The organism is Marivivens sp. JLT3646, from assembly GCF_001908835.1.
Lineage (GTDB): Bacteria > Pseudomonadota > Alphaproteobacteria > Rhodobacterales > Rhodobacteraceae > Marivivens > Marivivens geojensis.
This window is the reverse complement of sequence record NZ_CP018572.1, coordinates 646,227-670,857: the sequence shown is the minus strand read 5'-3', so window position 1 is coordinate 670,857 and position 24,631 is coordinate 646,227. Positions and strand designations below refer to the sequence as shown.

Genomic DNA, 24,631 nt, shown 5'->3' with positions numbered 1-24,631 from the left:
GGGCTTTGCAACCGATTAGCTGCTCTGCGACAACCCGCCCAATGTGTTCAGCAGAAACTGGCTGAACACAGGCGAACAGGCCGCCCCCATTGCGCGGGCGTTGCGGCCCACGGTGCCTTCGGCAATCACAGGCGGGAACAGGCCACGCTGGTCGAGGTCGACGATATTTTCGCGCACGCGGTTGATCAGTCGAGTCCGTACTTCGGCTGGGAATGCCCCGTCGATCACCACGGCCTCAAAGTCGATCACTGCGCAAACGGTCAGTGCCGCCCGCGCAAGGTGCCGCGCCGTATAGTCGATCCAGTTCTCGAGAACTTCGGGGAAATCGTGCCAGTCCTGAGGCGATGCCCAGATCCGTGCGGGCTCAATCCCCTTGCGGGCCAAATCTGCCTCAAGACGGTAGAGCGAGGCCACATCGATCAACTGCTTATCTTCGCCCGTGGACAGTCGGATCGGCAACGACCCGAACGCACCCGCATTGCCGCGAGCCCCTTCGAACACCGCATGGTTCAGAACCACACCGCCGCCGATGAACGACCCGACAAAGAAGTAAGCAAAGTCACGATAGGTCCGACCAAGGCCGTAGACATGCTCTGCCCGACAAGCCGCTGTCGCGTCGTTTTCTATGAACACAGGCAGGTTGGTGAACTGAGCAATCTCAGCCGCGAAATCCAGATCACGCCACGCGGCGATATCGTTTGGCGGCGCACCGATGGTTTCAGACCAATTCCAAATTTCGAACGGCATCGCGATGCCGATACCCGAAATGCGATCAGCTGCTTTTTCGCCCAGCGCCTCGCGGAACGAGGCCAGACCTGACTTCAGGAAACCAACGATCGCATCGGGCATGGGATAACGATAGGTCGTCTGAAGCAACTGCCGCGTATTGCCAAGGAAGTCGGTCAAAACGAGGTCGGCACTACGGCGACCGATCTTCATACCGACCGAATACAAGCCTTCAGGGTTCAGACCCATTGGAATCGACGGCTTACCCACGCGGCCACGCTGCGGCGCCCCCCGTTCGAGGAGGCCGTCAGATTCGAGGCTGCGCAGGATCACCGAAACCGTTTGCGGCGACAGCCCTGCACGGCGGGCAATCTCTACCCCCGGCATGGCGCCGCTGCGCTGGATCATTGAAAGAACGAGACGCTCGTTGTAGTCGCGCAACCCAGACTGGTTTGACCCGCGGAACACCTGCGGATCACCAGTGGATTGGTCCTGACTTTCGTCTTGGCTACGGTCGTCGAGTTTCATGTGCTCTTTCAGAGTGGATTAGGGTTCGATGACCCCTTTTCGTAGGATCACGTTCGCATAAAGCGCAGGCTCGCTCGTGGCAACAATTGTATGTGCCTGACGGATGCGCGGATATAGATCGTCTCCGGATATCGCACGCACGGCAACATCGGGAACCATCGAGGCAACCACGGCGTCGATCTCATGATGGATCGGCGCGAATTGGGCGGGATCATTGAACTGAGCCGAGCGGAAAATCGCGTCGGGAACAAAACGGTCAATCGGCATCACAGCCAGAATCGCCTTGAGAACAGGGACCAATTCCAACCCGTCCGCGCGCACAACCCGACGGCCATGTTCCAGCGCAGGATAATTCCCATCCACAATAGCGATTTCGTCGCCATGCCCCATGGAGCGCAACGTATAAAGCAAGTCCGGCCCTAAAAGCGCAGGGATACCGATAAGCATTTTAATGTCCTCTTAGACCTCTTCCCGACTTCTGAAAGTGCCGATCACATTTGGAACTGTCAATAAGTAAATAAGATTGATTTATTTATTGACGAACGCCGACGAATCGAGTTGTCTATGGGCAATCCCAGAGCGGAGGTGCGATGGGATAGAGCGGATCAAACACGGTCCGTATCTGGAATTCTTGGGAGGAAACCATGAAAAAACTTCTCGCCGGTTCGGCACTTGCTCTTGTTGCTATGTCTGGTGCAGCTATGGCCGAAAGCCATTCTGCAGGCACCCTGTGCCTCATCACCAAAAACAACACCAACCCGTTCTTCGTGAAAATGCGCGAAGGCGCCGAAGCACGCGCTAACGAGCTGGGCATGAACCTGATGGCGTTCGCTGGTGTAACCGATGGCGACGCTGCTCCGCAGATCTCCGCGATCGAAAACTGCGTTGCTGCTGGCGCAAAAGGCATCCTGATCACCGCATCGAACGACTCGGTTACTCCTGCTCTGATCGACGCACGCGCTGCTGGCGTTCTGGTTATCGCACTCGACACCCCGCTCGCTGATCCGGAAGCACAGGACATGACCTTTGCAACCGACAACTTCGAAGCTGGCCTCCTGATCGGTAAATGGGCTGCTGCGACCCTCGGTGACGACGCTGCGAACGCAAAAATCGCAATGCTCGACATCAACAAAGACAACATCTCTGTTGACGTTGCACGTGACACCGGCTTCCTCGTTGGTTTCGGCATCGAAGTTCCTGATCTGACCGTCATGGGTTCGGAAACCGACCCGCGCGTCATCGGTCACGAGACCTCGAACGCTTCGGTTGAAGGCGGCGTGACCGCGATGGAAAACCTCCTCGCTCGTGACCCAGAAATCAACGTTGTTTACACCATCAACGAACCTGCTGCTGAAGGCGCATACCAGGCACTGGTTAACGCTGGCAAAGAAGAAGGCGTTCTGGTCGTTTCCGTTGACGGCGGCTGCCCAGGCGTTGAAAGCGTGAAATCTGGCGTCATCGGCGCAACCTCGCAGCAGTACCCGCTGCTGATGGCATCCAAAGGCGTTGAAGCTGTTGCAGCATTCATCGCTGACGGTTCGAAGCCGTCCGCGTCCGAAGGTCTGACCTTCTTCAACACAGGCGTAAACCTGATCACCGACAAGCCGGCAGAGGGCGTTCCGTCCCTGACCAGCGCTGAAGGCCTTGAAATCTGCTGGGGCTAAGTTCCACAGTATGACTACACTGGTAAAGGGCGGCAGCGCGCCGCCCTTTATCTATCCACCGTCACGCGTTTCGTACGCAAGGGAGGGCACCGGACGAGATGAGCACCCAAACAGAACCCAAAAAACCACTTAACGAATTCGAAGCAGGTCTCGACAAAGCCGATAAGGCCGTCGCCTCCTTCGCGCAGGACGATAAGACACTTACGCACGTCCTCCGCAAATTCCTGCGGGATTACCCCACCACTATTCCGGCACTTGTCCTCATTATGAGCGTTTTGTTCTTTGGCGCATTCGCCAATAACTTCATGACGCCGGGCACGCTGTCGTTGGTTCTCAAGCAGGTGACTGTGACGGGTATCGTTGCTGTTGCTCAAACGCTGATCATTCTGACCGCAGGTATCGACTTGTCGGTTGGTGCGATCCTCGTGCTCTCGTCTATCATTATGGGCAAACTGTCCGTTGACCTCGGCCTACCGCCGTTCCTCGCCATTTCGATCGGCCTGTTCTTTGGCGGTCTGATGGGTTGGTTCAACGGTATCCTCGTGACCGTGATCAAACTGCCGCCGTTCATTGTGACACTCGGCACGCTGTCGATCTTTACCGCGCTCAAGCTCTGGTATTCGGCCTCGCAATCGATCCGTGGCTCTGACATCCGCGAAACCGCCCCATCCCTACTGTTCTTTGGTGAACGAATATCGTTTGGCGGGTTCCAGATCACCTACGGCGTTGTCGCGCTCTTGGTTCTGGCTGGCCTCGTTTACTACATGCTCAACCATACCGCTTGGGGCCGTCACGTGATGGCAATCGGCGATGACCCAGACGCAGCCATGCTCTCGGGTATCCGCATCAACCGCACCTTGGTTTCGGTCTACGCCTTTGCTGGCCTGATCTGCGCCTTTGGTGGCTGGGCTGCTGCGGGCCGCGTTGGGTCGATCTCTCCCATCGGCTTTGACGACGTTAACCTGCAATCCATCACCGCGGTTGTGATCGGCGGCACCTCCCTGTTCGGTGGTCGCGGCTCGGTTATCGGCTCGGTTCTGGGTGCGATCATCGTGGGCGTTTTTACCACTGGCCTCTCGCTGGGTGGCGTGGACGACTACTGGCAACAATTTGCAGCAGGCTGCCTTGTTCTTGTGGCGGTCGCTCTTGACCAATGGCTGCGGAGGGCCACGAAATGACGAACGTGCAACCTATCCTATCCGCACGCAGGCTGATGAAACGCTATGGTCAAGTTGTGGCCATGAACGGCGCAGACTTCGACCTGTATCCTGGCGAAATCACCGCTGTGATCGGCGACAACGGCGCGGGCAAATCCACCTTGATCAAAGCCTTGTCGGGGGCAGTTGTTCCCGACCACGGCCAGATCTTCTTGGAAGGCAAAGAGGTCCACTTCAAACGGCCAGACGATGCGCGGAACGCGGGGATCGAAACCGTTTACCAAAACCTCGCGCTGTCCCCTGCTCTGTCGATCGCCGACAACATGTTCTTGGGTCGTGAGTGGCGCAAACCCGGCCTGTTGGGCAAAGTGTTCCGCAAAATGGACCATGCTCGCATGCAGGACTTCGCTCGCGATAAACTGAACGATCTGGGTTTGATGACAATCCAGAACATCAACCAAGCGGTCGAGACCCTCTCGGGTGGTCAGCGTCAGGGTGTTGCTGTGGCGCGCGCTGCGGCATTCGGTTCCAAAGTGATCATCCTCGACGAACCGACAGCGGCCCTTGGCGTGAAAGAGAGCCGTCGCGTTCTCGAACTCATCCAAGACGTGCGGTCGCGTGGTATTCCGATCATCCTGATCAGCCACAACATGCCTCACGTGTTCGAGCTTGCTGATCGCATCCACGTTCACCGCCTCGGTCAACGTTTGTGTGTGATCGACCCGAAGAAACACACCATGTCGGACGCCGTTGCCTATATGACTGGCGCCAAAGAACCGGATACGGAATTGGAACTGGCGTAAATGGCCGACTTCACCGACCTGACGAACAAAGTAAATGTGGTCCTCGATGCTATCGAGGGCCATATTGCCTCAAAGCCCCGCCTGATCGTCGCCATCACAGGCGCACCTGCCAGCGGGAAATCCACCCTCTCCGAAGAACTCCTGCGTCGTCTCAAGATCAAAAAGATCGATGCGCAGATCGTTCCGATGGACGGCTTTCACCTCGACAACCGCATCTTGGACGAGATGAACATGCGGCCCCGCAAGGGCGCGCCAGAGACCTTTGACGTTCATGGGTTCCTGCACCTCATCCGCACCATCCGCGAGGGTCGCCCAGCCTATTACCCTGTGTTCGACCGCCCCCGTGACATCGCCATCGCTGGCGCTGGTCTGGTCAGCCCAGAGTGCCAAGTCATCATCGTCGAAGGCAATTACCTGATGTTCGACGAAGACCCGTGGCGCGAGCTTGCCCCGATGTGGGATCTCACCATTCGTTGGGATGTGCCACTGCCTGAATTGCGGGCGCGTTTGATCCAGCGCTGGCTGTCGCTCAACCATTCGCGCACCAACGCCGTGCGCCGCGCCGAAGGGAACGACATCCCGAACGCCGAACGCGTGCTCGCCCATGCGTTACCCTGCGACATCACCCTGCCTGCAATAGGTGCGCTGTAGCGTTTCGGGTTGCTCCTGCCTACCAGCAGAATATTCTGTGTCCCATAGTCGCTCCCCCTCGCGGGGAGCCACATTTGTTTCCAAAGGACACTGTTATAATGACCAAGATCACCGTCCCGACCCAGCCAATTGAGGGCCAAAAACCGGGGACGAGCGGGCTTCGCAAGAAAACGCGCACCTTTATGGAGCCGCATTTTCTGGAAAACTACGTGCAGGCGATTTTTGACGGGATCGGCGGGGTTGAGGGGAAAACCCTGCTCGCTGGTGGCGATGGTCGCTATTTCAATGACCGCGCGATCCAAGTCATCCTACGCATGGCCGCTGCCAATGGCGCTGCTAAATGCGTCGTTGGGCAGAACGGCATCTGTTCGACCCCTGCCGCGTCCAACCTCATCCGCAAATATCAGATGGACGGCGGGTTGATCCTCTCTGCCTCACACAACCCCGGTGGCGTCGACTATGATTTCGGGCTCAAGTTCAACGGCGCAAACGGCGGCCCCGCCTCTGAGGCCGTCACCGACCGCATTTATGCCATCACGAAATCCATCCACGAATATCACATCCTAGAGGCCCAAGACGTGGACCTCAGCCACATCGGCACCTCTACGCTCGGCGATATGCAGGTCGAGGTGATCGACCCCGTGACTGATTATGCAGAATTGATGCAGAACCTCTTTGACTTCGACGCGATCCGCGCGATGTTCCAGTCGGGCTTTACCATGCGGTTCGACGCGATGCACGCAGTCACCGGACCCTACGCCAAAGCCCTGATCGAAGGGCAGCTCGGTGCGGCCGCTGGAACGGTCGTGAACGGTACCCCCCTGCCCGACTTTGGCGGCGGACACCCTGACCCGAACCCAATCTGGGCGCACGAGCTGATGTCGCTGATGACTGGCCCCGATGCCCCCGATTTCGGCGCGGCCTCTGATGGCGATGGCGACCGTAATATGATCGTGGGTAAGGGGATGTTTGTGTCGCCCTCCGATAGCCTCGCTATTCTGGCGGCAAACGCGCACCTCGCCCCTGCCTACAAGAACGGGATCGCAGGGATCGCACGTTCCATGCCGACCTCCGCCGCGGCTGATCGCGTGGCAGAACGGCTTGGCATCGAGAGTTTTGAAACGCCAACGGGGTGGAAATTCTTTGGCAATCTTCTCGACGCGGGCCGTGTCACAATCTGCGGCGAAGAAAGCGCGGGCACGGGGTCGGACCACGTCCGCGAAAAGGACGGCCTTTGGGCGGTGCTCTTGTGGCTCAACATCATGGCGGTCACTGGCAAGCCTGCGACGCAGATTCTGCACGATCACTGGGCCGAATATGGCCGCAATTACTACAGCCGTCATGATTACGAGGATGTCGATGCCGACCGTGCCAATGCGGTGATGGATGGCCTGCGGGCAAAGTTCGCCACCCTCGTCGGCCAGCAATTCGGCCCGTTGACCGTGAGCAGCGCAGATGAGTTTGCCTATGACGATCCTGTCGACGGTAGCCGCAGCGAACAGCAAGGCATCCGCATCGGGTTCTCGTCGGGTGGGCGCGTTGTGTTCCGTTTGTCTGGCACGGGAACTGTGGGGGCGACTCTGCGGGTCTACCTCGAAGAGCTAGAAACCGACCCGACAAAATTGGACCAAGACCCCCAAGAGGCATTGGCCCATATCATCGCAGCCGCAGAGGCGATAGCAGGGATCACCACCCATACGGGCCGTGATGCCCCAAATGTAATTACTTAACCAAACGAAGCGCGGGCTGTTCGATCATCTCGCGCGACACCACCTCACCTTTGAACGCGAGGACTGGATGACGCTGCGCATCCCCAATAGCACTCACGTTAACCAAGGCTTGGCTGAACGGCTTTTTGCCTGTGTTCGGACGAAAATCGTAGTTCATCACACGGATAGACGGGCGCGGTGTGCGACCGATCTTTAATTGGAAGAAATGAAACCCAACTTTACCCAGTGATACCTTTAATGACTTTTTGCGCATGACACGCTCCAATAGGTAGCAGACATGCTAAAGGTATTAATTTTTATTCGAACGTATATTCTTATTATCTGATCAGCGCTGAAATACCCGCATTTGTGACTTTTGGAACAACAGATTTCGCGGAAAAGTCGGGGCTTATAAACTGCCCAAAACCCATAGGTTGCATCAGAACCGCCCCTTGGCGTGGGGCGAGGCCCATGTCAGCCAAATCGCTGCGGTCCAAGTGAACTGCGGCCCACCTGCAGGGGCGCCATCAAGGGGGCTAAAATATTCCCAGAACCCATGCTCCGCGATGAGCTTTTGTGTCTGTTTGCGCAGCCGTTCGGCGTGGACGGTGTGCCCCGTTTCCGCAAGCCCGATCCCGATCAGTGCGTTCACCATCCCCCACACTGGCCCGCGCCAATAGCGAAGATGGTTAAAATGCGGGTCCTTGGGATCGTTCGACGGAATGCCAAAGCCCACCTGCCCGACGATCCGATCGTAGTGCGCGAGCATCCGATCATCCTTGATCCCCGCAAACCAACACAGGAACGACGCGCTCGACAGCGAATTGGTAAACGCACCCGTCCGCACGTCGACAGAGTCATAGTGACCGCGCTCTGGGTTCCAATGACGCTCCACCCCTTGCTTGAGCGTCTTAATCCAGCCTTCGATTTCATCAACGCCGTGGTCCAGTTCGACCGCGATATGCAACAGATCGCGGCAAGCCCGCAGAAACAAGAACGTCATCCCCACATCGGCCACACGAAACGGGCCGTGGTCGCGGATGTGGTCTTCATCATACCCGCAATCGCGGTTGAATTGGACCAACGCGAGGTAGCGGTCGTAGTCCTCTTTCTTGGGCCGCATCGCGGGGTCGACGTGATCAATGTCGCGCCGATGGTATTCACCAACGTTCGACCCATCCACGTTGGCAAGCGCAGCATCCCAATCCACCGCATTGTCGCGCCCAGATTCCCACGGATGGGTGATCACAACCATTCCCTCGTGCAGGCGATATTTAACAAACCACCGATGCCACGACACCAGCCGCCCATACATCAACTCCATATGCACACGGCCATAATGTTTATCGGCCTCATAGACCGCACGCGCCATCGTGGCCGCAATAGGGGGCTGGGTGATGCCAGAGGTATGCGGTACCCGCTCAACGTTCCAAATATCAGGGCCGGGGAAATAGCCGATGGCCTGTTTGTGGAACACGATATGCGGGACCATCCCGTTGTCCCATTGACCTGTGAACAACGTCTCAATCTCGGCCCACGCACGGCGCGGATCGTGGGTCGAAAATCCCCACGCGGCAAAGGCGCTGTCCCAGTTCCATTGATAGGGATACAGCCCCTTGGTCGGGACAGTGTATAAACCGCGGTCGTTTTCCTGAAGGATTTTGCGGGCTTTCTTATCGATTTTATCGTAGTTCATCCGTTGTCCTTTCCCCTGCCCCGACCCTATGCCCCTCGGACATTTGCGTTTAGTGACCGCCCCTCTCAACGCGCGCGTTTCAGCTAAAACCTGCGCAGTGCCCTTTTATTAGGCAGGTTTGCCCATAGGGGTAGCAACGGGCAGACAGACCAACGCACAAGGATAGGTTGCCGCGCCTGCCTTTGAGCGGGCAAACTCTGCTTGAAACCACCTATCTACCTGACCCTGCAAAAAATATTTTATATTTCACATATATTTTACGACTTTTGCGTCAGGCCTGTTGACAAGAGCCTTGCCAAACAGCATATACATTTCTAAATTCAAATGTATGCAGATATATACCAAACTGTGATACATCTGAGCGAAACAACCGATTGTGCCCCACCCCGCGGGCGACCGAGGAGACCAGACATGACCGATTATCCCGTAAATATGGATGTAAAACCTGAAGTTACCGCATTCTTTGATCCAGCAACTTGGACCATTTCCTATGTGGTAAAAGATCCTGCATCGAACAAATGCGCCATCGTCGATTCCGTCATGGATATCGATTACGCAGCGGGCCGGATCACCTATGAATCGGCAGATGCGCTGATCAAACACGTTCAGGACAATGACCTTGAACTGGAATGGCTGCTCGAAACCCACGTCCACGCTGACCACCTTTCGGCCGCACCTTACATCCAGAACAAACTGGGTGGCAAAATCGGCATCGGCAAGAACATCACCATCGTTCAGGACGTATTCGGCAAAGTGTTCAACGAAGGCACCGAATTCCAGCGCGACGGTTCGCAGTTTGACGCCCTACTCGAAGATGGCGACATCCTCGAAATCGGCGAACTCAAACTCACAGTAATGCACACTCCGGGTCACACGCCGGCTTGCATGACCTACGTCACGGGCAACGCCGCCTTCGTAGGCGACACCCTGTTCATGCCTGACGGTGGCTCCGCTCGTGCGGACTTCCCGGGTGGTGACGCTGGAACGCTCTTTGACTCGATCCAGAAGGTTCTCGCGCTGCCAGACGACATGCGTCTGTTCATGTGCCACGACTACGGCCCGAACGGTCGCGACATCGAATGGGAAACCACCGTTGGCGCTGAAAAAGAGCACAACATCCACGTGGGTGCAGGCAAAACCAAAGAAGACTTTGTCAAATTCCGCACCGAGCGTGACGCGCAGCTCGACATGCCGCGCCTGATCATTCCGTCGCTGCAAGTCAACATGCGCGCAGGCGAAATCCCGACCGACAAAGACGGTCGCCCAATGCTCAAAGTACCAGTGAACGGCCTTTAAGGGCCGTTCCTTTTTTAAAAAACAAAAACGAGGGGAGACATCATGGACATCAAGGATATCAATAAACGCATCAGCGTGAGCCCACAGATCACTGCAGCCGACGTTAAGGCGATTGCAGACGCGGGTTTCCGTGCCATCATCTGTAACCGTCCCGACGGCGAAGGTGCTGACCAACCAACGTTCGAAGAGATCGACACCGCGGCAAAAGCGGCTGGTCTGGAAACGCTCTACCTGCCAATCGTATCGGGCAAGGTCGAGGACGCTGATGCAGCGAAATTCGGTGATGCCCTTGATGCTCTCCCTGGTCCTGTTCTGGCCTACTGCCGTACGGGTACCCGCTCTGCGACCCTCTGGTCCCTGAGCCAAGCAAAATCCCTGTCCGTCTCGGACATCCTCGCCGCGACCAAATCCGCAGGCTACGACATGGGCGGCGTTGTGCGTCGTATCGCTAACGGCGGCAAAACCCCAACCGACAACACCGACGCATCGTTTGACGTTGTGATCGTGGGTGGTGGCGCAGGCGGTATCGCTGTGGCTTCGTCGCTAAAGGCCCGCAAACCGAACCTCGACATCGCAGTGATCGATCCTGCCGACATCCACTACTACCAGCCGGGCTGGACGATGGTTGGCGCAGGCGTCTTCCACCCCCAAGAAACCGCAAAGACCATGGGCAGCCTCATTCCCAAAGGCGTCCACTGGATCAAATCGGCGGTTGCGGCCTTTGAACCCAAAGACAACGCTGTCATCCTCGATGGCTGCCGCGTGGTTGGCTACAAACGTCTGATCGTTGCACCGGGTATCAAACTCGACTGGAACCGCATCGAAGGCCTCGTTGATACGCTCGGCAAAAACGGCGTGACCTCGAACTACCGCTATGACCTCGCGCCTTACACTTGGAAACTTGTGCAAGAGCTGAAAGAGGGCAAAGCGCTCTTCACCCAGCCGCCGATGCCGATCAAATGCGCAGGCGCACCGCAAAAAGCGATGTATCTGTCGGGCGACCATTGGTTCAAAAACGGCGCTCTGAAAAACATCGATATCCAGTTCATGAATGCTGGCGGCGTGCTCTTTGGCGTCAAAGACTACGTGCCCGCTCTGGAAAAATACGTCGAGAAATACGACGCTTCCCTGAACTTCTTCCACAACCTAGTTTCGATCGACGGCCCTGCAAAGAAAGCCACCTTTGCTGTTGCAAAGCCGGATACCGAAGCAACCACCGTCACCGTCGATTTCGATATGATCCACGTGGTTCCTCCGCAGGTCGCACCGGACTTTATCCGCGTGTCGCCGCTGGCTGACGCTGCGGGCTGGGTTGATGTGGACCAAGCCACACTGCGCCACAAAACCTACGACAACATCTGGTCGCTGGGCGATGTGATGAACGCACCGAACGCGAAAACCGCTGCGGCGGCCCGTGTTCAAGCGCCTGTTGTCGCTGAAAACGTCTGCGCAGACATCGACGGCAAATCGGCCGTTGCACAATACAACGGTTACGGCTCCTGCCCGCTCACCGTCGAACGCGGCAAAATCGTTCTTGCTGAATTCGGCTACGGCGGTGCGCTGCTTCCGTCCTTCCCGAAGTGGATCAACGATGGCACCAAACCGTCGAAACTGGCGTGGTGGCTCAAAGAAACCGCGCTTCCGCCGATCTACTGGAAGGCCATGTTGCGTGGCCGTGAATGGATGATCAAACCTGAAAAGGTAACCGCAAAATAACGACCTTCCTGTTCCGGTGTCCATGCCGGAGCAGAAACTGGCGGGGCCTTCGTCGGCTCCGCCGTTCTTTTTTCTCTCTCCTCCGCCAAGGTGTTGCCCATGGCCCTCTCGCCACTCACAAAATATCTCCCGGTCCTTCAATGGGGCCGCACCTATAACAAAGAAGCCTTCCAGAACGACCTCGTCGCTGCTGTGATCGTGACGATCATGCTGGTGCCTCAGTCGCTGGCTTACGCGCTCCTCGCAGGTCTGCCCGCTGAGGCGGGCATCTACGCTTCGATCGTGCCGATCATGCTCTATTCCGTCTTCGGCACCTCGCGCGCACTGGCCGTTGGCCCTGTGGCCGTTGTGTCGCTGATGACAGCCGCTGCAATTGGCAAAGTCGCGCAGTCGGGTGACATCGGTTACGCCACCGCCGCTCTGACGATGGCGTTCCTCTCGGGCGTCATGCTCTTGGGCCTCGGCCTGCTGCGTTTGGGCTGGATCGCGAACTTCCTGTCCCACCCCGTGATCGCGGGCTTTATCACCGCCTCGGGCGTCCTCATCGCATCGAGCCAGATCGGTCACATCCTCGGCATCTCGATCTCGGGCCACTCGCTACCGCATATGTTCGAGAGCCTGTTTGAGAACTTCACCAAACTGAACTTCATCACGCTCTTTATCGGGGTCGCAGCAACCGCGTTCCTGTTCTGGGTGCGTAAGGGTCTCAAACCGCTCCTCTTGTCCAAAGGTGTGCCGCCGAAACTCGCGGATGTACTGACTAAGGCTGGCCCTGTTGCGGCCGTCGTCGTCACCACCGCTTTCGTTGCCCTGTTCCGTCTGGATAACTGGGGCGTTAAAGTCGTCGGCGAAGTTCCGCAGAGCCTGCCGCCCTTCACCATGCCTGACCTCTCGTTCGATCTGATCGGCAAACTCTTTGTCCCTGCCCTCCTGATTTCGATCATCGGTTTTGTTGAATCGATCTCGGTCGCGCAAACCCTTGCTGCAAAGAAACGCCAGCGCATCACCCCTGACCAAGAGCTCATCGGTCTGGGTGCTGCAAACATCGGTGCGGCCTTTACGGGCGGCTATCCGGTCACTGGTGGCTTTGCCCGTTCGGTCGTGAACTTTGACGCGGGCGCGGAAACCCCCGCTGCTGGTGCCTTTACAGCCATCGGCCTTGCCATTGCCGCACTCGCCCTCACACCGCTCCTCTACTTCCTCCCCAAGGCAACGCTAGCCGCAACGATTATCGTCGCTGTTCTGTCGCTCGTTGACTTCTCGATCCTGAAGCGGTCCTGGGGCTATTCCAAACCCGACTTCTTTGCGGTGGCTGCAACCATCCTGATGACTTGGGCGTTTGGTGTGGAAACGGGCGTGTCGTCGGGTGTTGGCCTCTCGGTTCTTCTGTATCTCTTTAAAACATCGCGCCCGCACATCGCCGAAGTGGGCCTGATGGAAGGCACCGAACACTTCCGCAACATCAAACGCCATCAGGTGAAAACCGATGATCGTCTGGTGATGATGCGCGTCGACGAGAGCCTCTACTTCGCCAACGCACGTTTCCTCGAAGATTACATCTACGACCGCGTGCAGGCTGATTGTGGCATCGAACACGTGGTGCTGATGATGTCAGCGGTGAACGCCATCGACTTCTCTGCTCTCGAAAGCCTAGAGGCCATCAACGCCCGCCTCAAAGATATGGGCATCAAACTGCACATGTCCGAAGTCAAAGGCCCCGTGATGGACCGCCTCCAAACCGCGCATTTCCTGCACGACATGACGGGCGAGGTGTTCCTCTCGCAATACGAGGCAATGGCCAAATTGACTGGCATGACTGCCGCCAAAGCAGCCGAATAACCAAAAAAGGGCGCGACCATCCGGTTCGCGCCCTTTTTCTAAGTCGAACTAGGACAACGATAGCCCACACGGGCGGTCACCTAGTCTGGTCTGCTAAGGATTTTTTGGGGTGGTACCCGCGGCCGGCGCTGGTTCCTTCCCAAGGAACTTACCTCACCATCTATCTCAACGATATCAGCGAGTTAACCTCTACAGGCTTCTAATGTCTACGATAGATTTGGTAGCCTCTACGGTGGCTTCGTTAGTTCGCTTAAAGACGACGCAAGCTGACTTGAGACAACTCAGGTTGTTAGACGCATACTACAGCCATCTTATCACGAAGACACTCATTGGGTCCCATGACATCCAAAGAGACCCCCGGTTGGCCTTTGGGATCTTGGGTTTTCAAAAGTGGGCTAAAGGTCGACTTTGATGTTGTTGTTCGGGGTGTCTTTTTTAGGCGGCCTTATGTGGAACACTGTCGTCTTACTCACTGGTCGACCCAAAGAGAGCCGATTGCGCACGTGTGTATGATGCGTACCGGTTTCTCTATAGGTTCCCCGTAGTAGAGAAACCAAAGACCTCTATAGAAAACTCATACACAACGTGCACACACGCGCATCGTCGGCGTGGTGATTGTCTGGCTGTGGGGACCTCTTTGTTTAGATAAACCGCATGCTCGAAGAAGGGTACAGTACTTCACTTTCGCCATTAAAAGGCCTTTCGACGCCCCCTCGAAAACTCAAAACGGGTCAAACCGAAAACGCAACAGATAAGGACTTCGACCTTCTGTCCACCCTTGGAAGAGAGTGAAACAATCCCTCTTCTCGCTCGTCGATGCAGTTCGTCTGCGCGGCGTTTTCATCAAAACTCATCATTAAGAACGGCCCCAGAGATTTCTGGGGTCTTTTTCTTTTGGTGATCGAAAGGAAGCAAAATGAAAACCATTGACTCCTATGTTCGTGACATCATCCAAAACACGAACTCCAAACAACAAGCGGCAACATACTACGCCTCTCTGGGGTGGAAAGTGTTCCCAGTTGCACCAAACAGCAAAGCTCCGCTAACAGCGGCGGCGCCAAAAGGGTACAAGAATGCAAGCAATGATCCTATCAAGGTCTCCCAATGGTGGACCCAATACCCGGATGCAAACATTGGCCTCAACTTGGTCGATTCCGGCTTAGTTTGCGTAGATATCGACAGTTACAAAGAGAACTGCGTTGCAAACGATATGTACCTGCTCAACCAACTACCAGAAACGCTTGTGCAAAAATCAGCTAGAGGTGGGACGCACCACATCTACAGCTGCGCAGCCAACCATTCGTTTGCGGGTCAACTTGGGGAAGGCATTGATCTTAAGCATAAGGGTTACATTCTATTGTCGCCTTCGACATTTAACGGTGGTCGATATGCTTGGGTTAATAATGTCGAGCCAGTGCTAGTACCAACATGGCTACCTAAAGCCATTCAAAGCACCGAAGCAGCACTCCTGACATTCCCTGCATCCGAACCGCAGGCGAAGTTTCCACTCCAGTTTGGTGGCGTAGATATCGAGGCTGCCCTTTCTGAAGCAGGCCGTGGCTTATCATGGCATAATAATGTGCTTGCTGCGGTCGGGTCACTAGTCGCACGAGGATACTCAGACGCCGATATTCACGCGAAAACGGTATTGGCAACTACGCCTGAATACACATGCGAAGATACCTTTAACGAGGTACAAAAAATGATCGACGGTGCTCGCCAAAAAGGTTTCGACAAGTCAACTTCGAACTTCATGGGTCCTATCCGCAGCCCTAGATCGGGTACCCAGGAAAAAAGAATTTGCAACCACAGCAATGTTATTGAAATCCTCTCTCTACACCCTGAGTGGAGCAATGCCTTTGGATTTGATGCCTTCGATCAAAAGGAAAAAATACTCAAAGCATTGCCTGCAAACCAATCGGCAGCCAAAGAGCATTGCCCCCGAGACATCGAAGACAGTGACTACACACCTATTTGTATCTGGTTAAATCAGATGGGCTTTACCCAAGTCAGCAAGGACATCGTGCGGGATTGTGTAGGCGTTCTTTGTAAACTGAATACGTACAACCCTGTAGTAGATTATTTGGACTATGTTCAATCTGAGCATCCGGCCAATGATGACCTCTTGAGCAACTGGGTTCACGACTACCTAGGTGCTCATTATGAAGATGAAGCTCAGAAGACTTATGTCACATCGATAGCTCGCTTAGTGCTGATACAGGCGGTTGCCAGAGCACGACAGCCGGGCTGTAAGGCAGATGCCGTTGTAATTCTTGAAGGTCGACAAGGGCTTGGGAAGTCAACTCTATTAAAGGAACTGTTCGGTGAAAGTTACTTTGGTGACCAACTGCCACCGATGTCTTCCAAAGATGCATCCAGTTACTTGAATGGAAAATGGTGCGTCGAACTAGCAGAGCTAGACTATAAGACGAAGGTGGAAGTCGAAACTATCAAGGCGTTTGTAACGAGAACTGAAGAGAATTATCGTCCCCCATACGGGCGGAATGAAGTTCGCCGACAAAGAACTTGTGTCATGATCGGTACGACCAACCGTGATGATTACTTGGTAGATGATACGGGAAATCGTAGATTTTTACCGCTCCAGATCACCAAGGTCGACTTGGAAGCTATCAAGGCTAACAAGGACAAGCTTTGGGCTGCGGCATCCCATGCCTTCTCAAATGGGGAAGCCTACTGGCTAACCGGTGAAACCCTTAAGGTAGCTTCTAATGAGAGCAAGAAGCGTTTTGAAAGCGATCCATGGGTCGAAGCAATAAACGCAAATCTCTCTCATCTTGAAGAGACTTCTCTCCTGGATGCTTACCTGGAATGCTTCCCTGGGATGACAACTGATCGCATCAGTCAAGCTGACAGCCGAAGAATGAGTGCTTGTCTTCATAAAGCTGGTTGGGAGAAGTCAGGCCGCTTCACAACGGGGGATCGACGCAATCAAGTTAAGTTTGTGAATCCTGACCCAAAAGTCGAAGCGCGTTTCGAAACTTATGACTTCTAAATAAAACCTGAGTGTGCGCAGTGAAAATTGCGCACCTTACTTTAGTCCAAAAGCACTAAATGTTCCCATATTTGCCTCAATGTGCACTATGTCAAATTCTCATCAAATAACCGGAACATTGATACTGCAGCATCGATGCTATGCATCAGAAAAGAATCTTTGCTTACTAACAAGCGATAGGTAATCTGCCTTTAGGATCAAATTGATATCAAGGATTGATTTATGAAAAAACTGTCCATTGTTTGTGTTGTTGCACTTTCAGGCTGCATGAGTGGAGGAATGAACGGTGTGATGAGTGACGGCACACCGGTTTTAATGAATTATGAACAAGGGATGTCTTCTGATACTTACAAAACGGTAATTGATGGCGAAGCCTTTGTCGGAAAAGCTGTAAGCGCTGACGCTACAACTACGATGAACAATGGGTTTAGCTCAGTGACAGCCTACTCTGGTGCAAATACGGTAACTGCTTATGGGAACAGCTTTGGCATGGGAACCGCAATGGGTGGGAAATTTGTAGCTGTCTTAATCGGGGATAAAGGAAATGCCCTGAACTGTATGATGCAATATGCTGACACAACAGGCTTCACCTCAGCAGGAGGTGTTGGTCAGTGTCAGCATTCCGATGGTCGATCACTCGCACTTACGTGGTAACATGTAATTTTCAATAAGTGACGTGCCCCCCCTGTCATTGGCACATTGTTAGGATATCTAGGCTATATCAATCCCCCTAAAAACATCCTTACAGCGTCCTAATAGGTTTATTATACAGATATCGAATTGGCTCTAGGATAATAACTTGAAGCTAAATAAAGATTGGAGGATTTATATGGGATTTTTATCAAAACTACTAGGTATTGACAAAGTTATTAGGCTGGAAACCGAAAAACTGTCTTCTACTTTTATTAGTCTCCAAAAAATTATGCCTCACAGGGAAGTAATTATAGAAAAACTCCAAGAGGAAAAAATTCCATTTAATGCGGACGAGAATGCAATCGTATGGCAGATTCCATTTAATAATATTTACGCAGCAAGGTTTGTATTAGGATCGCAATCTGAGTATATTCAAGTTTACTTCTTAAGCTCGATCAAATTCAATTCATTTGAATACATTCAAATTCAAATCTCAGAATCTGTCGTCAGGTATTTTTATCCTAAAAAAAGAAATGACTTATCCAATATGGTCCTAAAAATTTTTGATGAAAAAGGTTTCTCTGGTGTCGAAGCTTGGTCACCAAAGTAGTCACACAACCCAATGCGCTCCTATCGCCATTTATCAGCCATAAGGATATCCGCTAACAATTTTCAATCCAATAGCTGCGATAAATAAGATCTTGAATACTCCACGGAAGGTTCCTAACAAAATGCATTATCAAAATAAAATATTAGTTATAGTTTTCGCAATATTTTCTACAATCGCATCCAGTGCAGCAGCAATGATTGACTACACTTGGCTATTAGAATTCGGCGAAGATCGAATTATGGATTTGAGTGCTGATTGCTCAAATATTCCAGACCTTGAAGCTGGGATACTCGGAACTGAAATTCTCGGATTAAGAGTAACCTCGGACCTTTGTTATAATGTAAATATTCTAACAGAAGTAGGTTATCAATGCAAACTGTTCCTAGACTATCCTAGTTACTCATTCTGCTCAAAAGATGAAAGAGAAGTGCAGTTTTTTCAAATTAGTGAAAATGAAGGTAACTATCCTGAAAACATTGCACACATCAAGCCGGCAGGCATAACTTTTGATTGCGAAAGTCTTGACACCTGTGGTTTGGAGCCGAGAGAAATTCACGCCCAATTATCAGATCCAAGTACTTCGATAACACAAATTAGTGAAATAGATTTTGAAGACGAATACTTCAGGTTTACCGGAAAAACTAGATCTCTAGAAGGTGTCGAGGTGTCAGGAAAGGAAGGAGCAAATTCTTGGGAAATAAGCCTGAATAACATCTACACCAGTAAGTTGGCTGAAAGTTTAAATTCTATAAAAATTGAATTAAATCTTAATATAATCTGTGGCTTGATGTATGGCTCTGGTTACCATGAAGGCTCCGCAACATCAATCTTAGGAACCCGCGTGGACTCAGGCACATGCGCCAATGTGAGGGCACTCGAAGTTAGAGGATTTACTTGCAATACAGATATTCGAATGCTCAATACAGCGTCATATTTTTCAAGCGTTGAGTGTTATAATGGAGATAGTAGAATAATGATCCACCCCATTATTACGACGTACAATGAGGTGGCCACAGAGGAATTATCGACAAATAGTTGGACCACCCCAATTGATTGGGAGCCAAATCGTGAAGCGCTTGTAAAACACTGGAATGCACATATTGAAGAATACCTGTCACTTCAGGCCAGACTGATTTCATTCAATTGCAACTCAATTAATGCCTGCGCAAATACTGGCGAAGATGTGACGAGGTTTATTGTTGAAAATATAAACACAATATCGTCCGCTGAGAGCGTACCGACAGAAAATCGGTATCGTGGAGTTACAAATATGGGAGAAGTTATTTCCATTAGCCCAGCTGAAGGATTTTTCACCTACTTATATTTAGATCGAGGCCAATTAGATAATCATAATGATAATGGAATTTCGATAAAGTGACCTACTGCTTATCCAAGAATAAAAATACTCCCACAGCCAGACAATCACCACGCCGACGATGCGCGTGTGTGCACGTTGTGTATGAGTTTTCTATAGAGGTCTTTGGTTTCTCTACTACGGGGAACCTATAGAGAAACCGGTACGCATCATACACACGTGCGCAATCGGCTCTCTTTGGGTCGACCAGTGAGTAAGACGACAGTGTTCCACATAAGGCCGCCTAAAAAAGACACCCCGAACAACAACATCAAAGTCGACCTTTAGCCCACTTTTGAAAACCCAAGATCCCAAAGGCCAACCGGGGGTCTCTTTGGATGTCATGGGACCCAATGAGTGTCTTCGTGATAAGATGGCTGTAGTATGCGTCTAACAACCTGAGTTGTCTCAAGTCAGCTTGCGTCGTCTTTAAGCGAACTAACGAAGCCACCGTAGAGGCTACCAAATCTATCGTAGACATTAGAAGCCTGTAGAGGTTAACTCGCTGATATCGTTGAGATAGATGGTGAGGTAAGTTCCTTGGGAAGGAACCAGCGCCGGCCGCGGGTACCACAATCCTCAGTTATTCCCATGTAACCCATTGATCTCTAACGATTAACGATTTTGTTTATCGAATGAGGCAACCACATGGTCCACCAAAAGTGCACCTATGTAAGACGCAAAGGGAAGACTTATTACTTCACTAGGCGCGAAAGATACCTCAACTGCATTACAAAGTAATAAACAAAGCTTATGTCGTTAGGACGATGGCCCAGTCCATCGACTGCAAAGGTCCTCGGTAGTAGCGTCGTCATCTATGGTCTCTGAGCTACCCCCCGAAATTCGGACACTGACGTAAGCTACGATTTGTTGTCTGCTGATCTTCGACGAGAAGGAGATCAGAGATGTCGAAACGGAAACAACACGCGCCTGAGTTCAAGGCGAAGGTGGCGCTTGAAGCGCTGAAGGGTGAACAGACGGTGGCCGAGCTGGCGAGCCGGTTCGGGGTTCATCCGACGATGATCCATACATGGAAGCGGGCGTTGCTGGAAGGTGCGTCTGGCGTGTTCGAGCGCGGCAGCAGGAAAACCCCCGAGATCGACGAAGAGCAGGTGAAAGAACTCCATGCTAAGATTGGGGAGCTGGCTGTGGCCAACGATTTTTTGTCACGAAAGCTCAAACCATGGACCGGCAAGTGAGGCGCAAGATGGTTGAGCCGGCCAATTCGGCGTTGTCCATCGGTAAGCAGTGCAAGTTGCTGTCGATCGCACGGTCGTCCTTCTACTACACGCCCAAGGGAGAGACGGAGCAGAACCTTGACCTGATGCGGAGAATTGACGAGCAGTTCTTGGAGGCTCCGTTCTTCGGTGTCCGCCAGATGACCTGGCACCTGCGCAACAACGGCCATCTGGTGAACGAGAAGCGCATTCGCCGATTGATGCGGCTGATGGGCCTGATGCCGATCTACCAGAAGCCCAACACCAGCAGGCCAGCGAAGGGGCACAAGACCTATCCCTACCTACTGCGAGGTCTACGGGTGGAACGCCCGAACCAGGTTTGGTGCTCAGACATCACTTATCTGCCGATGCGCAGCGGGTTCCTTTACCTCGTGGCGATCATGGACTGGCACACCCGCAAGGTTCTGTCCTGGCGGATCTCGAATACACTTGAGGCCGATTTCTGCGTGGAAGCGCTGAACGAGGCCATCCACAAGTTTGGACCGCCCGACATCATGAACACCGATCAAGGATCGCAGTTCACATCTTTTGCTTGGACAGATCGGCTGCGCCGAACGGGCGTGCGCATCTCGATGGATGGCAAGGGACGCTTCTTAGACAATATCTTCATCGAGCGGCTGTGGCGAACCCTGAAGTACGAGTGCGTCTACCTGCATGCCTGGGAGACCGGATCAGAAGCGAAGGCAGGCATCCGGAAATGGATGACTTTCTACAATCACCAACGCCCACACTCAGCTCTTGGCGGTAGGCCACCAGCTGTGGTCTATTGGCCGAGGAAAAATGATACCCAACCCGATCAGCAGGTGCAACGAGTAGCTTAATCTACGCCAGATCTTGTCCAAACATCGGGGAGTAGCTCACTCTACCGGATAATGAGCACATTCATCGCACGTAAAATCAGTATCTAAACCGTCAGGCAAACCAACTCGAAAGTTGATGCTGTAGATCAAAGCCTTCAAGGACAGAGATCCACAAACAGGGCACTTCGTTTTTACTAATCTAATATCGGTCATGGTATCGAAATCACGATTTTAATGCCAAATTGGTATCACCAGTAGTCACCTTTTTAAGCCACTTGGACAAAATACCAAGATCGTGACCCAAACCATAGGTCTCACCTATCCCCTGCCTACTCCACCCACCAATTGCATCGATAATGTCCGGCGGGCACTCGACATTTCGCAACCTGTCTCGCATCGCATGTCTCAAAGAATGGATAACCATGTCTTTAGATATGTTGCACTTCATCCATTTATTGAGGGCGGCGCTAGCGGAGTTAGCCATAGCTTCTTGCATATTACAGTATCGCGGAAACACAAATTGACCTTGACCAACCTCTAAGGCCCTCTTAGCTGCCCAAAGAGAACTTCCTACAAGAGGGACCTTCCGTTCACTGCTTAGTGTCTTAAGGCGTCGCCATGGATGAGGTCTAACGATTAAGTAGGGTAACCGTTGATCCAGATCGATATCATCTCGGCACAGCCCTATTGCTTCCGACAGCCTAAGCCCAGTATCGGCAATTAGTGCCAATATCCATCTACTTGGGTCATCCGCGTAACGGCATTCTCTTTGTAGTTGGTGGACCTCAGCAACGCTCGGTACGTAACGTTTCTTAGCCGGAACATTCTCACCCAAATAGACGCCGCTAAACGCCTGATTGGGCGGCAGACCATGCTCTCTTAACGCAAAATTAATTACAGCTCTCACATTGGTTATATTTCTAGCAATGCTATCTTGAGCCAGGCCACGACCCCTCAGAAACTCTCGAAATGCATTGGCATCTGCACGGTCGTAATAATCGAGATGCTTATCCTCAGTCACTTCAAGCAGATAACCTATTGATCGCCTAGCTCCAGCCTCAAAGGTTTTTGAACGCCCAGCGCCTTTCAAATTCACGTAGGTTTCTAGGGCTAATGACAATAATGGTGCGCTGCTACTCGGTTTTTTCAGATCCGCAGTTGAACTCTGTTCTGCTGGGCCGAAGACCCTTGCAATTCTACTGTTCCTATTTTTTCGCCTGAGGATAGACCAATGCTCTTCCAGCTCTTGCGACAACATTAGTGCCTGCCGCCTCGCAGAATTTATATCGGATGTATGTAAACAAGTCTCAAACCTGCTTAAGTCACAGAATCTCTGTAGCTCTTTGGGTATCCGCCTAGTGAAGTAATAAGTCTTCCCTTTGCGTCTTACATAGGTGCACTTTTGGTGGACCATGTGGTTGCCTCATTCGATAAACAAAATCGTTAATCGTTAGAGATCAATGGGTTACATGGGAATAACTGAGGATTGTGGTACCCGCGGCCGGACTCGAACCGGCACGGCACTAAGGCCAAGAGATTTTAAGTCTCCGATGTCTACCATTCCACCACGCGGGCACGACGGTGTTTTGCCCTGCCCCGCGCCGATGGGCAAGGGGCGAAAGTCGCAAAAGCCGCTTTGTCGGAATTATCCGCCAGTGGCGACAGGACCAACGCCTTCTTCTTTGACGGCCTGCATCGCAACATAGGTCGATGTGTTCGCCAAATACGGCAGGGTCGAGATTTTTTCAGCCAGAACAAGCCGATAGGCCGACATCGACGCGGTGCGAACCTTGAGCAGGTAGTCGAACTGACCCGCGATAAGATGACACTGTTCAATCTCTGGCACGCGAATGACGGCCGCGTTGAATTCGGCCAAGGCCGACTCGCGGGTGTCGGTCAGTTTCACCTCGACAAACGCCACGTGGTCGCGTCCCAAACGGATCGGGTCAAAGAGCGCACGATAACCACGGATCAGCCCTGTTTCCTCAAGCCGCTTCAGACGCGCTTGGGTCGGGGATTTCGACAGGCCGATCCGACGCGACAGCTCGGTCACACTGATCCGCCCCTCAATCGCGACGATATCCAAAATCTTACGGTCGAATGCGTCCAGATCAGAGCTGTGATGGATCATCTTGGCCTCTTTCAAAGCAATTTCGGCTCAAACTCGGCGATTTTAACCGTGAATGCGCTGCGAAAGACGAAGCTTCAAGGTAAATTTACGGCAAAACCACCTAACGTGCGGTAAATTCGCAAATTTAGTGCAAACACACGCCGCAGCCGTTCGCATCCACACCACAAATTCTGCAAATGTCCTGCCATTTAGCGCGAAATCAGGCGAACTAACGAAAAAGGACCGCACCTTTCGGCACGGCCCTCAAATCTGTCGGTCGATCAGCGATTACGCTGCCGCGCCGCGGATCACTTTGGCGAACGGACCGAACATGGATTCGTTCGCGCAGATCAGGTTGCCATCCTCAAGGATGTTGCCCTCTTCGTGAATCGGCTCCAGCAGGGCACCCGCTTCGCGCACGATGACGAGACCAGCGGCGATATCCCACGGCTTCAAACGGCGTTCCCAGAACCCGTCGAAACGGCCAGCAGCGACATAGGCCAAGTCCAGAGACGCAGCACCCAAACGACGCACACCCGAGGTCGCGGGCAGCAATTGGCCAAGGTCTCGCAGGGTCTGCGGCAGATCGGTGCTTCCGGCAAACGGCAGACCCGTTGCAAAGATACCGTCGATCAAACGGTGACGACCAGAGACGCGAATACGGGTCTCGTTCATCCACGCACCCGAACCTTTTTCGGCATAGAACATCTCGTCTTTTACGGGGTCATAAACCACGCCTGCAACGATTTGGCCCTTATGTTCAAGGGCGATCGACACAGCCCAGTGACCCAGACCGTGCAAGAAGTTGGTGGTGCCATCAAGCGGATCAACAATCCAGCGACGGGTCGGATCTTCGCCTTCGATCTCTTTGGATTCTTCACCGAGGAAGCCATAGGTCGGGCGGGCTTCCATCAGTTCCGTGCGGATGATTTCCTCTGCATTGCGGTCGGCGCGAGTGACAAAGTCACCGGGTCCTTTGGTGCTGACCTGAAGCTGTTCAACTTCGGTAAAGTCTTTGAGCAAGGCGCGCCCAGCTTTACGGGCGGTCTTCATCATCACGTTCAGGTTTGCACTACCAGCCATCGGGG

At 53.1% G+C, this 24,631-nt stretch carries 20 protein-coding genes, 1 tRNA gene and 1 pseudogene; 13 read left to right on the top strand and 9 right to left on the bottom strand.

All coding sequences use genetic code 11. The features are described 5' to 3' along the window. Positions 1-15: 15 nt before the first annotated feature. Positions 16-1,254: an ROK family transcriptional regulator gene (locus BSK21_RS03400; protein WP_082959389.1), complete on the bottom strand. Its 1,239-nt coding sequence runs from the start codon at positions 1,252-1,254 to the stop codon at positions 16-18. Positions 1,255-1,272: 18 nt separating this feature from the next. Continuing rightward, positions 1,273-1,701, bottom strand: a complete 429-nt coding sequence (locus BSK21_RS03395) for an RbsD/FucU family protein (RefSeq protein WP_067548265.1) — start codon at positions 1,699-1,701, stop codon at positions 1,273-1,275. A gap of 197 nt (positions 1,702-1,898) precedes the next feature. Here BSK21_RS03395 and BSK21_RS03390 point away from each other — a divergent pair, with 197 nt between their 5' ends. The 5 genes from BSK21_RS03390 to BSK21_RS03370 all read left to right on the top strand — a co-directional run bounded on the left by BSK21_RS03390 (position 1,899) and on the right by BSK21_RS03370 (position 7,259). Next, positions 1,899-2,918, top strand: a complete 1,020-nt coding sequence (locus BSK21_RS03390; protein WP_067548268.1) for a substrate-binding domain-containing protein — start codon at positions 1,899-1,901, stop codon at positions 2,916-2,918. A 98-nt stretch (positions 2,919-3,016) separates the two neighbouring features. Continuing rightward, positions 3,017-4,096, top strand: coding sequence for an ABC transporter permease (locus tag BSK21_RS03385; RefSeq protein ID WP_067548271.1), 1,080 nt, complete (start codon positions 3,017-3,019; stop codon positions 4,094-4,096). Beyond that, positions 4,093-4,878 carry an ATP-binding cassette domain-containing protein gene (locus BSK21_RS03380; protein ID WP_197498130.1) on the top strand — a complete coding sequence of 262 codons (786 nt, stop codon included), beginning with the start codon at positions 4,093-4,095 and terminating at the stop codon, positions 4,876-4,878. Before BSK21_RS03385 ends, BSK21_RS03380 begins: the two co-directional genes overlap by 4 nt. After that, positions 4,879-5,529: a sugar transporter gene (locus BSK21_RS03375; RefSeq protein ID WP_067548274.1), complete on the top strand. Its 651-nt coding sequence runs from the start codon at positions 4,879-4,881 to the stop codon at positions 5,527-5,529. A 98-nt stretch (positions 5,530-5,627) separates the two neighbouring features. Further along, positions 5,628-7,259, top strand: coding sequence for an alpha-D-glucose phosphate-specific phosphoglucomutase (locus BSK21_RS03370; RefSeq protein ID WP_067548277.1), 1,632 nt, complete (start codon positions 5,628-5,630; stop codon positions 7,257-7,259). On the opposite strand, the gene BSK21_RS03365 is transcribed toward BSK21_RS03370, so the two are convergent. Beyond that, positions 7,252-7,512 carry a hypothetical protein gene (locus BSK21_RS03365; RefSeq protein ID WP_067548280.1) on the bottom strand — a complete coding sequence of 87 codons (261 nt, stop codon included), beginning with the start codon at positions 7,510-7,512 and terminating at the stop codon, positions 7,252-7,254. The genes BSK21_RS03370 and BSK21_RS03365 overlap by 8 nt on opposite strands. Positions 7,513-7,677: 165 nt before the next feature. After that, entirely contained in the window at positions 7,678-8,934 is a 1,257-nt protein-coding gene (locus BSK21_RS03360; RefSeq protein ID WP_067548283.1) for a hypothetical protein, read from the bottom strand. A gap of 411 nt (positions 8,935-9,345) precedes the next feature. Between BSK21_RS03360 and BSK21_RS03355 the strand changes: the two genes are divergently transcribed. The 8 genes from BSK21_RS03355 (at position 9,346) to BSK21_RS03310 (ending at position 21,454) form a co-directional block, all read left to right on the top strand. Beyond that, positions 9,346-10,230 carry an MBL fold metallo-hydrolase gene (locus BSK21_RS03355; protein ID WP_067548286.1) on the top strand — a complete coding sequence of 295 codons (885 nt, stop codon included), beginning with the start codon at positions 9,346-9,348 and terminating at the stop codon, positions 10,228-10,230. A 42-nt stretch (positions 10,231-10,272) separates the two neighbouring features. Further along, positions 10,273-11,946 (top strand): bifunctional protein tyrosine phosphatase family protein/NAD(P)/FAD-dependent oxidoreductase, encoded by a 1,674-nt coding sequence (locus BSK21_RS03350; RefSeq protein ID WP_067548289.1) that lies wholly within the window; start codon positions 10,273-10,275, stop codon positions 11,944-11,946. 99 nt (positions 11,947-12,045) lie between these two features. After that, a complete protein-coding gene (locus BSK21_RS03345; RefSeq protein WP_067548292.1) occupies positions 12,046-13,785 on the top strand; it encodes a SulP family inorganic anion transporter in 1,740 nt (579 codons plus the stop codon). A 916-nt stretch (positions 13,786-14,701) separates the two neighbouring features. Continuing rightward, positions 14,702-16,798 carry a VapE domain-containing protein gene (locus BSK21_RS03335; protein WP_067548641.1) on the top strand — a complete coding sequence of 699 codons (2,097 nt, stop codon included), beginning with the start codon at positions 14,702-14,704 and terminating at the stop codon, positions 16,796-16,798. A 222-nt stretch (positions 16,799-17,020) separates the two neighbouring features. Continuing rightward, on the top strand, positions 17,021-17,452 hold the full coding sequence (locus BSK21_RS03330; RefSeq protein WP_067548644.1) for a hypothetical protein: 432 nt from the start codon (positions 17,021-17,023) through the stop codon (positions 17,450-17,452). Positions 17,453-17,627: 175 nt separating this feature from the next. Continuing rightward, the gene (locus tag BSK21_RS03325) at positions 17,628-18,041 is read left to right on the top strand and encodes a hypothetical protein (protein ID WP_067548647.1); all 414 of its coding nucleotides are present in this window, start codon (positions 17,628-17,630) and stop codon (positions 18,039-18,041) included. Between the two features lie 121 nt (positions 18,042-18,162). Next, positions 18,163-19,419 (top strand): hypothetical protein, encoded by a 1,257-nt coding sequence (locus tag BSK21_RS15825; protein WP_156529554.1) that lies wholly within the window; start codon positions 18,163-18,165, stop codon positions 19,417-19,419. Between the two features lie 881 nt (positions 19,420-20,300). After that, positions 20,301-21,454 (top strand): IS3 family transposase gene (locus BSK21_RS03310; protein ID WP_156529555.1). Its coding sequence is split into 2 segments (ribosomal slippage): positions 20,301-20,577 and positions 20,577-21,454, totalling 1,155 coding nucleotides; the frame shifts between segments, so codons are not numbered across the junction. Positions 21,455-21,656: 202 nt separating this feature from the next. On the opposite strand, the gene BSK21_RS03305 is transcribed toward BSK21_RS03310, so the two are convergent. The 5 genes and pseudogenes from BSK21_RS03305 to BSK21_RS03290 form a co-directional block, all read right to left on the bottom strand. Beyond that, complete coding sequence (locus BSK21_RS03305; RefSeq protein ID WP_197498165.1) at positions 21,657-22,691, bottom strand: tyrosine recombinase XerC; 1,035 nt, start codon at positions 22,689-22,691, stop codon at positions 21,657-21,659. A 15-nt stretch (positions 22,692-22,706) separates the two neighbouring features. Further along, positions 22,707-22,847: pseudogene (locus tag BSK21_RS16250) on the bottom strand (DUF6538 domain-containing protein); the annotation flags it as partial. A 75-nt stretch (positions 22,848-22,922) separates the two neighbouring features. Then, a tRNA-Leu gene (locus BSK21_RS03300) sits at positions 22,923-23,008 on the bottom strand. Between the two features lie 70 nt (positions 23,009-23,078). Continuing rightward, positions 23,079-23,564, bottom strand: a complete 486-nt coding sequence (locus BSK21_RS03295) for an Lrp/AsnC family transcriptional regulator (protein WP_067549763.1) — start codon at positions 23,562-23,564, stop codon at positions 23,079-23,081. A 267-nt stretch (positions 23,565-23,831) separates the two neighbouring features. Beyond that, complete coding sequence (locus tag BSK21_RS03290; protein WP_067549765.1) at positions 23,832-24,626, bottom strand: inositol monophosphatase family protein; 795 nt, start codon at positions 24,624-24,626, stop codon at positions 23,832-23,834. Between the last annotated feature and the right edge of the window lie 5 nt (positions 24,627-24,631).

Bases quoted from the DNA above. Each gene is read 5' to 3' on its own strand.
- BSK21_RS03365 (WP_067548280.1), bottom strand. From the start codon at position 7,512: ATGCGCAAAAAGTCATTAAAGGTATCACTGGGTAAAGTTGGGTTTCAT.
- BSK21_RS03385 (WP_067548271.1), top strand. From the start codon at position 3,017: ATGAGCACCCAAACAGAACCCAAAAAACCACTTAACGAATTCGAAGCA.
- BSK21_RS03290 (WP_067549765.1), bottom strand. From the start codon at position 24,626: ATGGCTGGTAGTGCAAACCTGAACGTGATGATGAAGACCGCCCGTAAA.
- BSK21_RS15825 (WP_156529554.1), top strand. From the start codon at position 18,163: ATGCATTATCAAAATAAAATATTAGTTATAGTTTTCGCAATATTTTCT.
- BSK21_RS03335 (WP_067548641.1), top strand. From the start codon at position 14,702: ATGAAAACCATTGACTCCTATGTTCGTGACATCATCCAAAACACGAAC.
- BSK21_RS03305 (WP_197498165.1), bottom strand. From the start codon at position 22,691: ATGTTGTCGCAAGAGCTGGAAGAGCATTGGTCTATCCTCAGGCGAAAA.
- BSK21_RS03380 (WP_197498130.1), top strand. From the start codon at position 4,093: ATGACGAACGTGCAACCTATCCTATCCGCACGCAGGCTGATGAAACGC.
- BSK21_RS03370 (WP_067548277.1), top strand. From the start codon at position 5,628: ATGACCAAGATCACCGTCCCGACCCAGCCAATTGAGGGCCAAAAACCG.
- BSK21_RS03345 (WP_067548292.1), top strand. From the start codon at position 12,046: ATGGCCCTCTCGCCACTCACAAAATATCTCCCGGTCCTTCAATGGGGC.
- BSK21_RS03350 (WP_067548289.1), top strand. From the start codon at position 10,273: ATGGACATCAAGGATATCAATAAACGCATCAGCGTGAGCCCACAGATC.
- BSK21_RS03325 (WP_067548647.1), top strand. From the start codon at position 17,628: ATGGGATTTTTATCAAAACTACTAGGTATTGACAAAGTTATTAGGCTG.
- BSK21_RS03390 (WP_067548268.1), top strand. From the start codon at position 1,899: ATGAAAAAACTTCTCGCCGGTTCGGCACTTGCTCTTGTTGCTATGTCT.
- BSK21_RS03395 (WP_067548265.1), bottom strand. From the start codon at position 1,701: ATGCTTATCGGTATCCCTGCGCTTTTAGGGCCGGACTTGCTTTATACG.
- BSK21_RS03355 (WP_067548286.1), top strand. From the start codon at position 9,346: ATGACCGATTATCCCGTAAATATGGATGTAAAACCTGAAGTTACCGCA.
- BSK21_RS03295 (WP_067549763.1), bottom strand. From the start codon at position 23,564: ATGATCCATCACAGCTCTGATCTGGACGCATTCGACCGTAAGATTTTG.
- BSK21_RS03375 (WP_067548274.1), top strand. From the start codon at position 4,879: ATGGCCGACTTCACCGACCTGACGAACAAAGTAAATGTGGTCCTCGAT.
- BSK21_RS03360 (WP_067548283.1), bottom strand. From the start codon at position 8,934: ATGAACTACGATAAAATCGATAAGAAAGCCCGCAAAATCCTTCAGGAA.
- BSK21_RS03330 (WP_067548644.1), top strand. From the start codon at position 17,021: ATGAAAAAACTGTCCATTGTTTGTGTTGTTGCACTTTCAGGCTGCATG.
- BSK21_RS03400 (WP_082959389.1), bottom strand. From the start codon at position 1,254: ATGAAACTCGACGACCGTAGCCAAGACGAAAGTCAGGACCAATCCACT.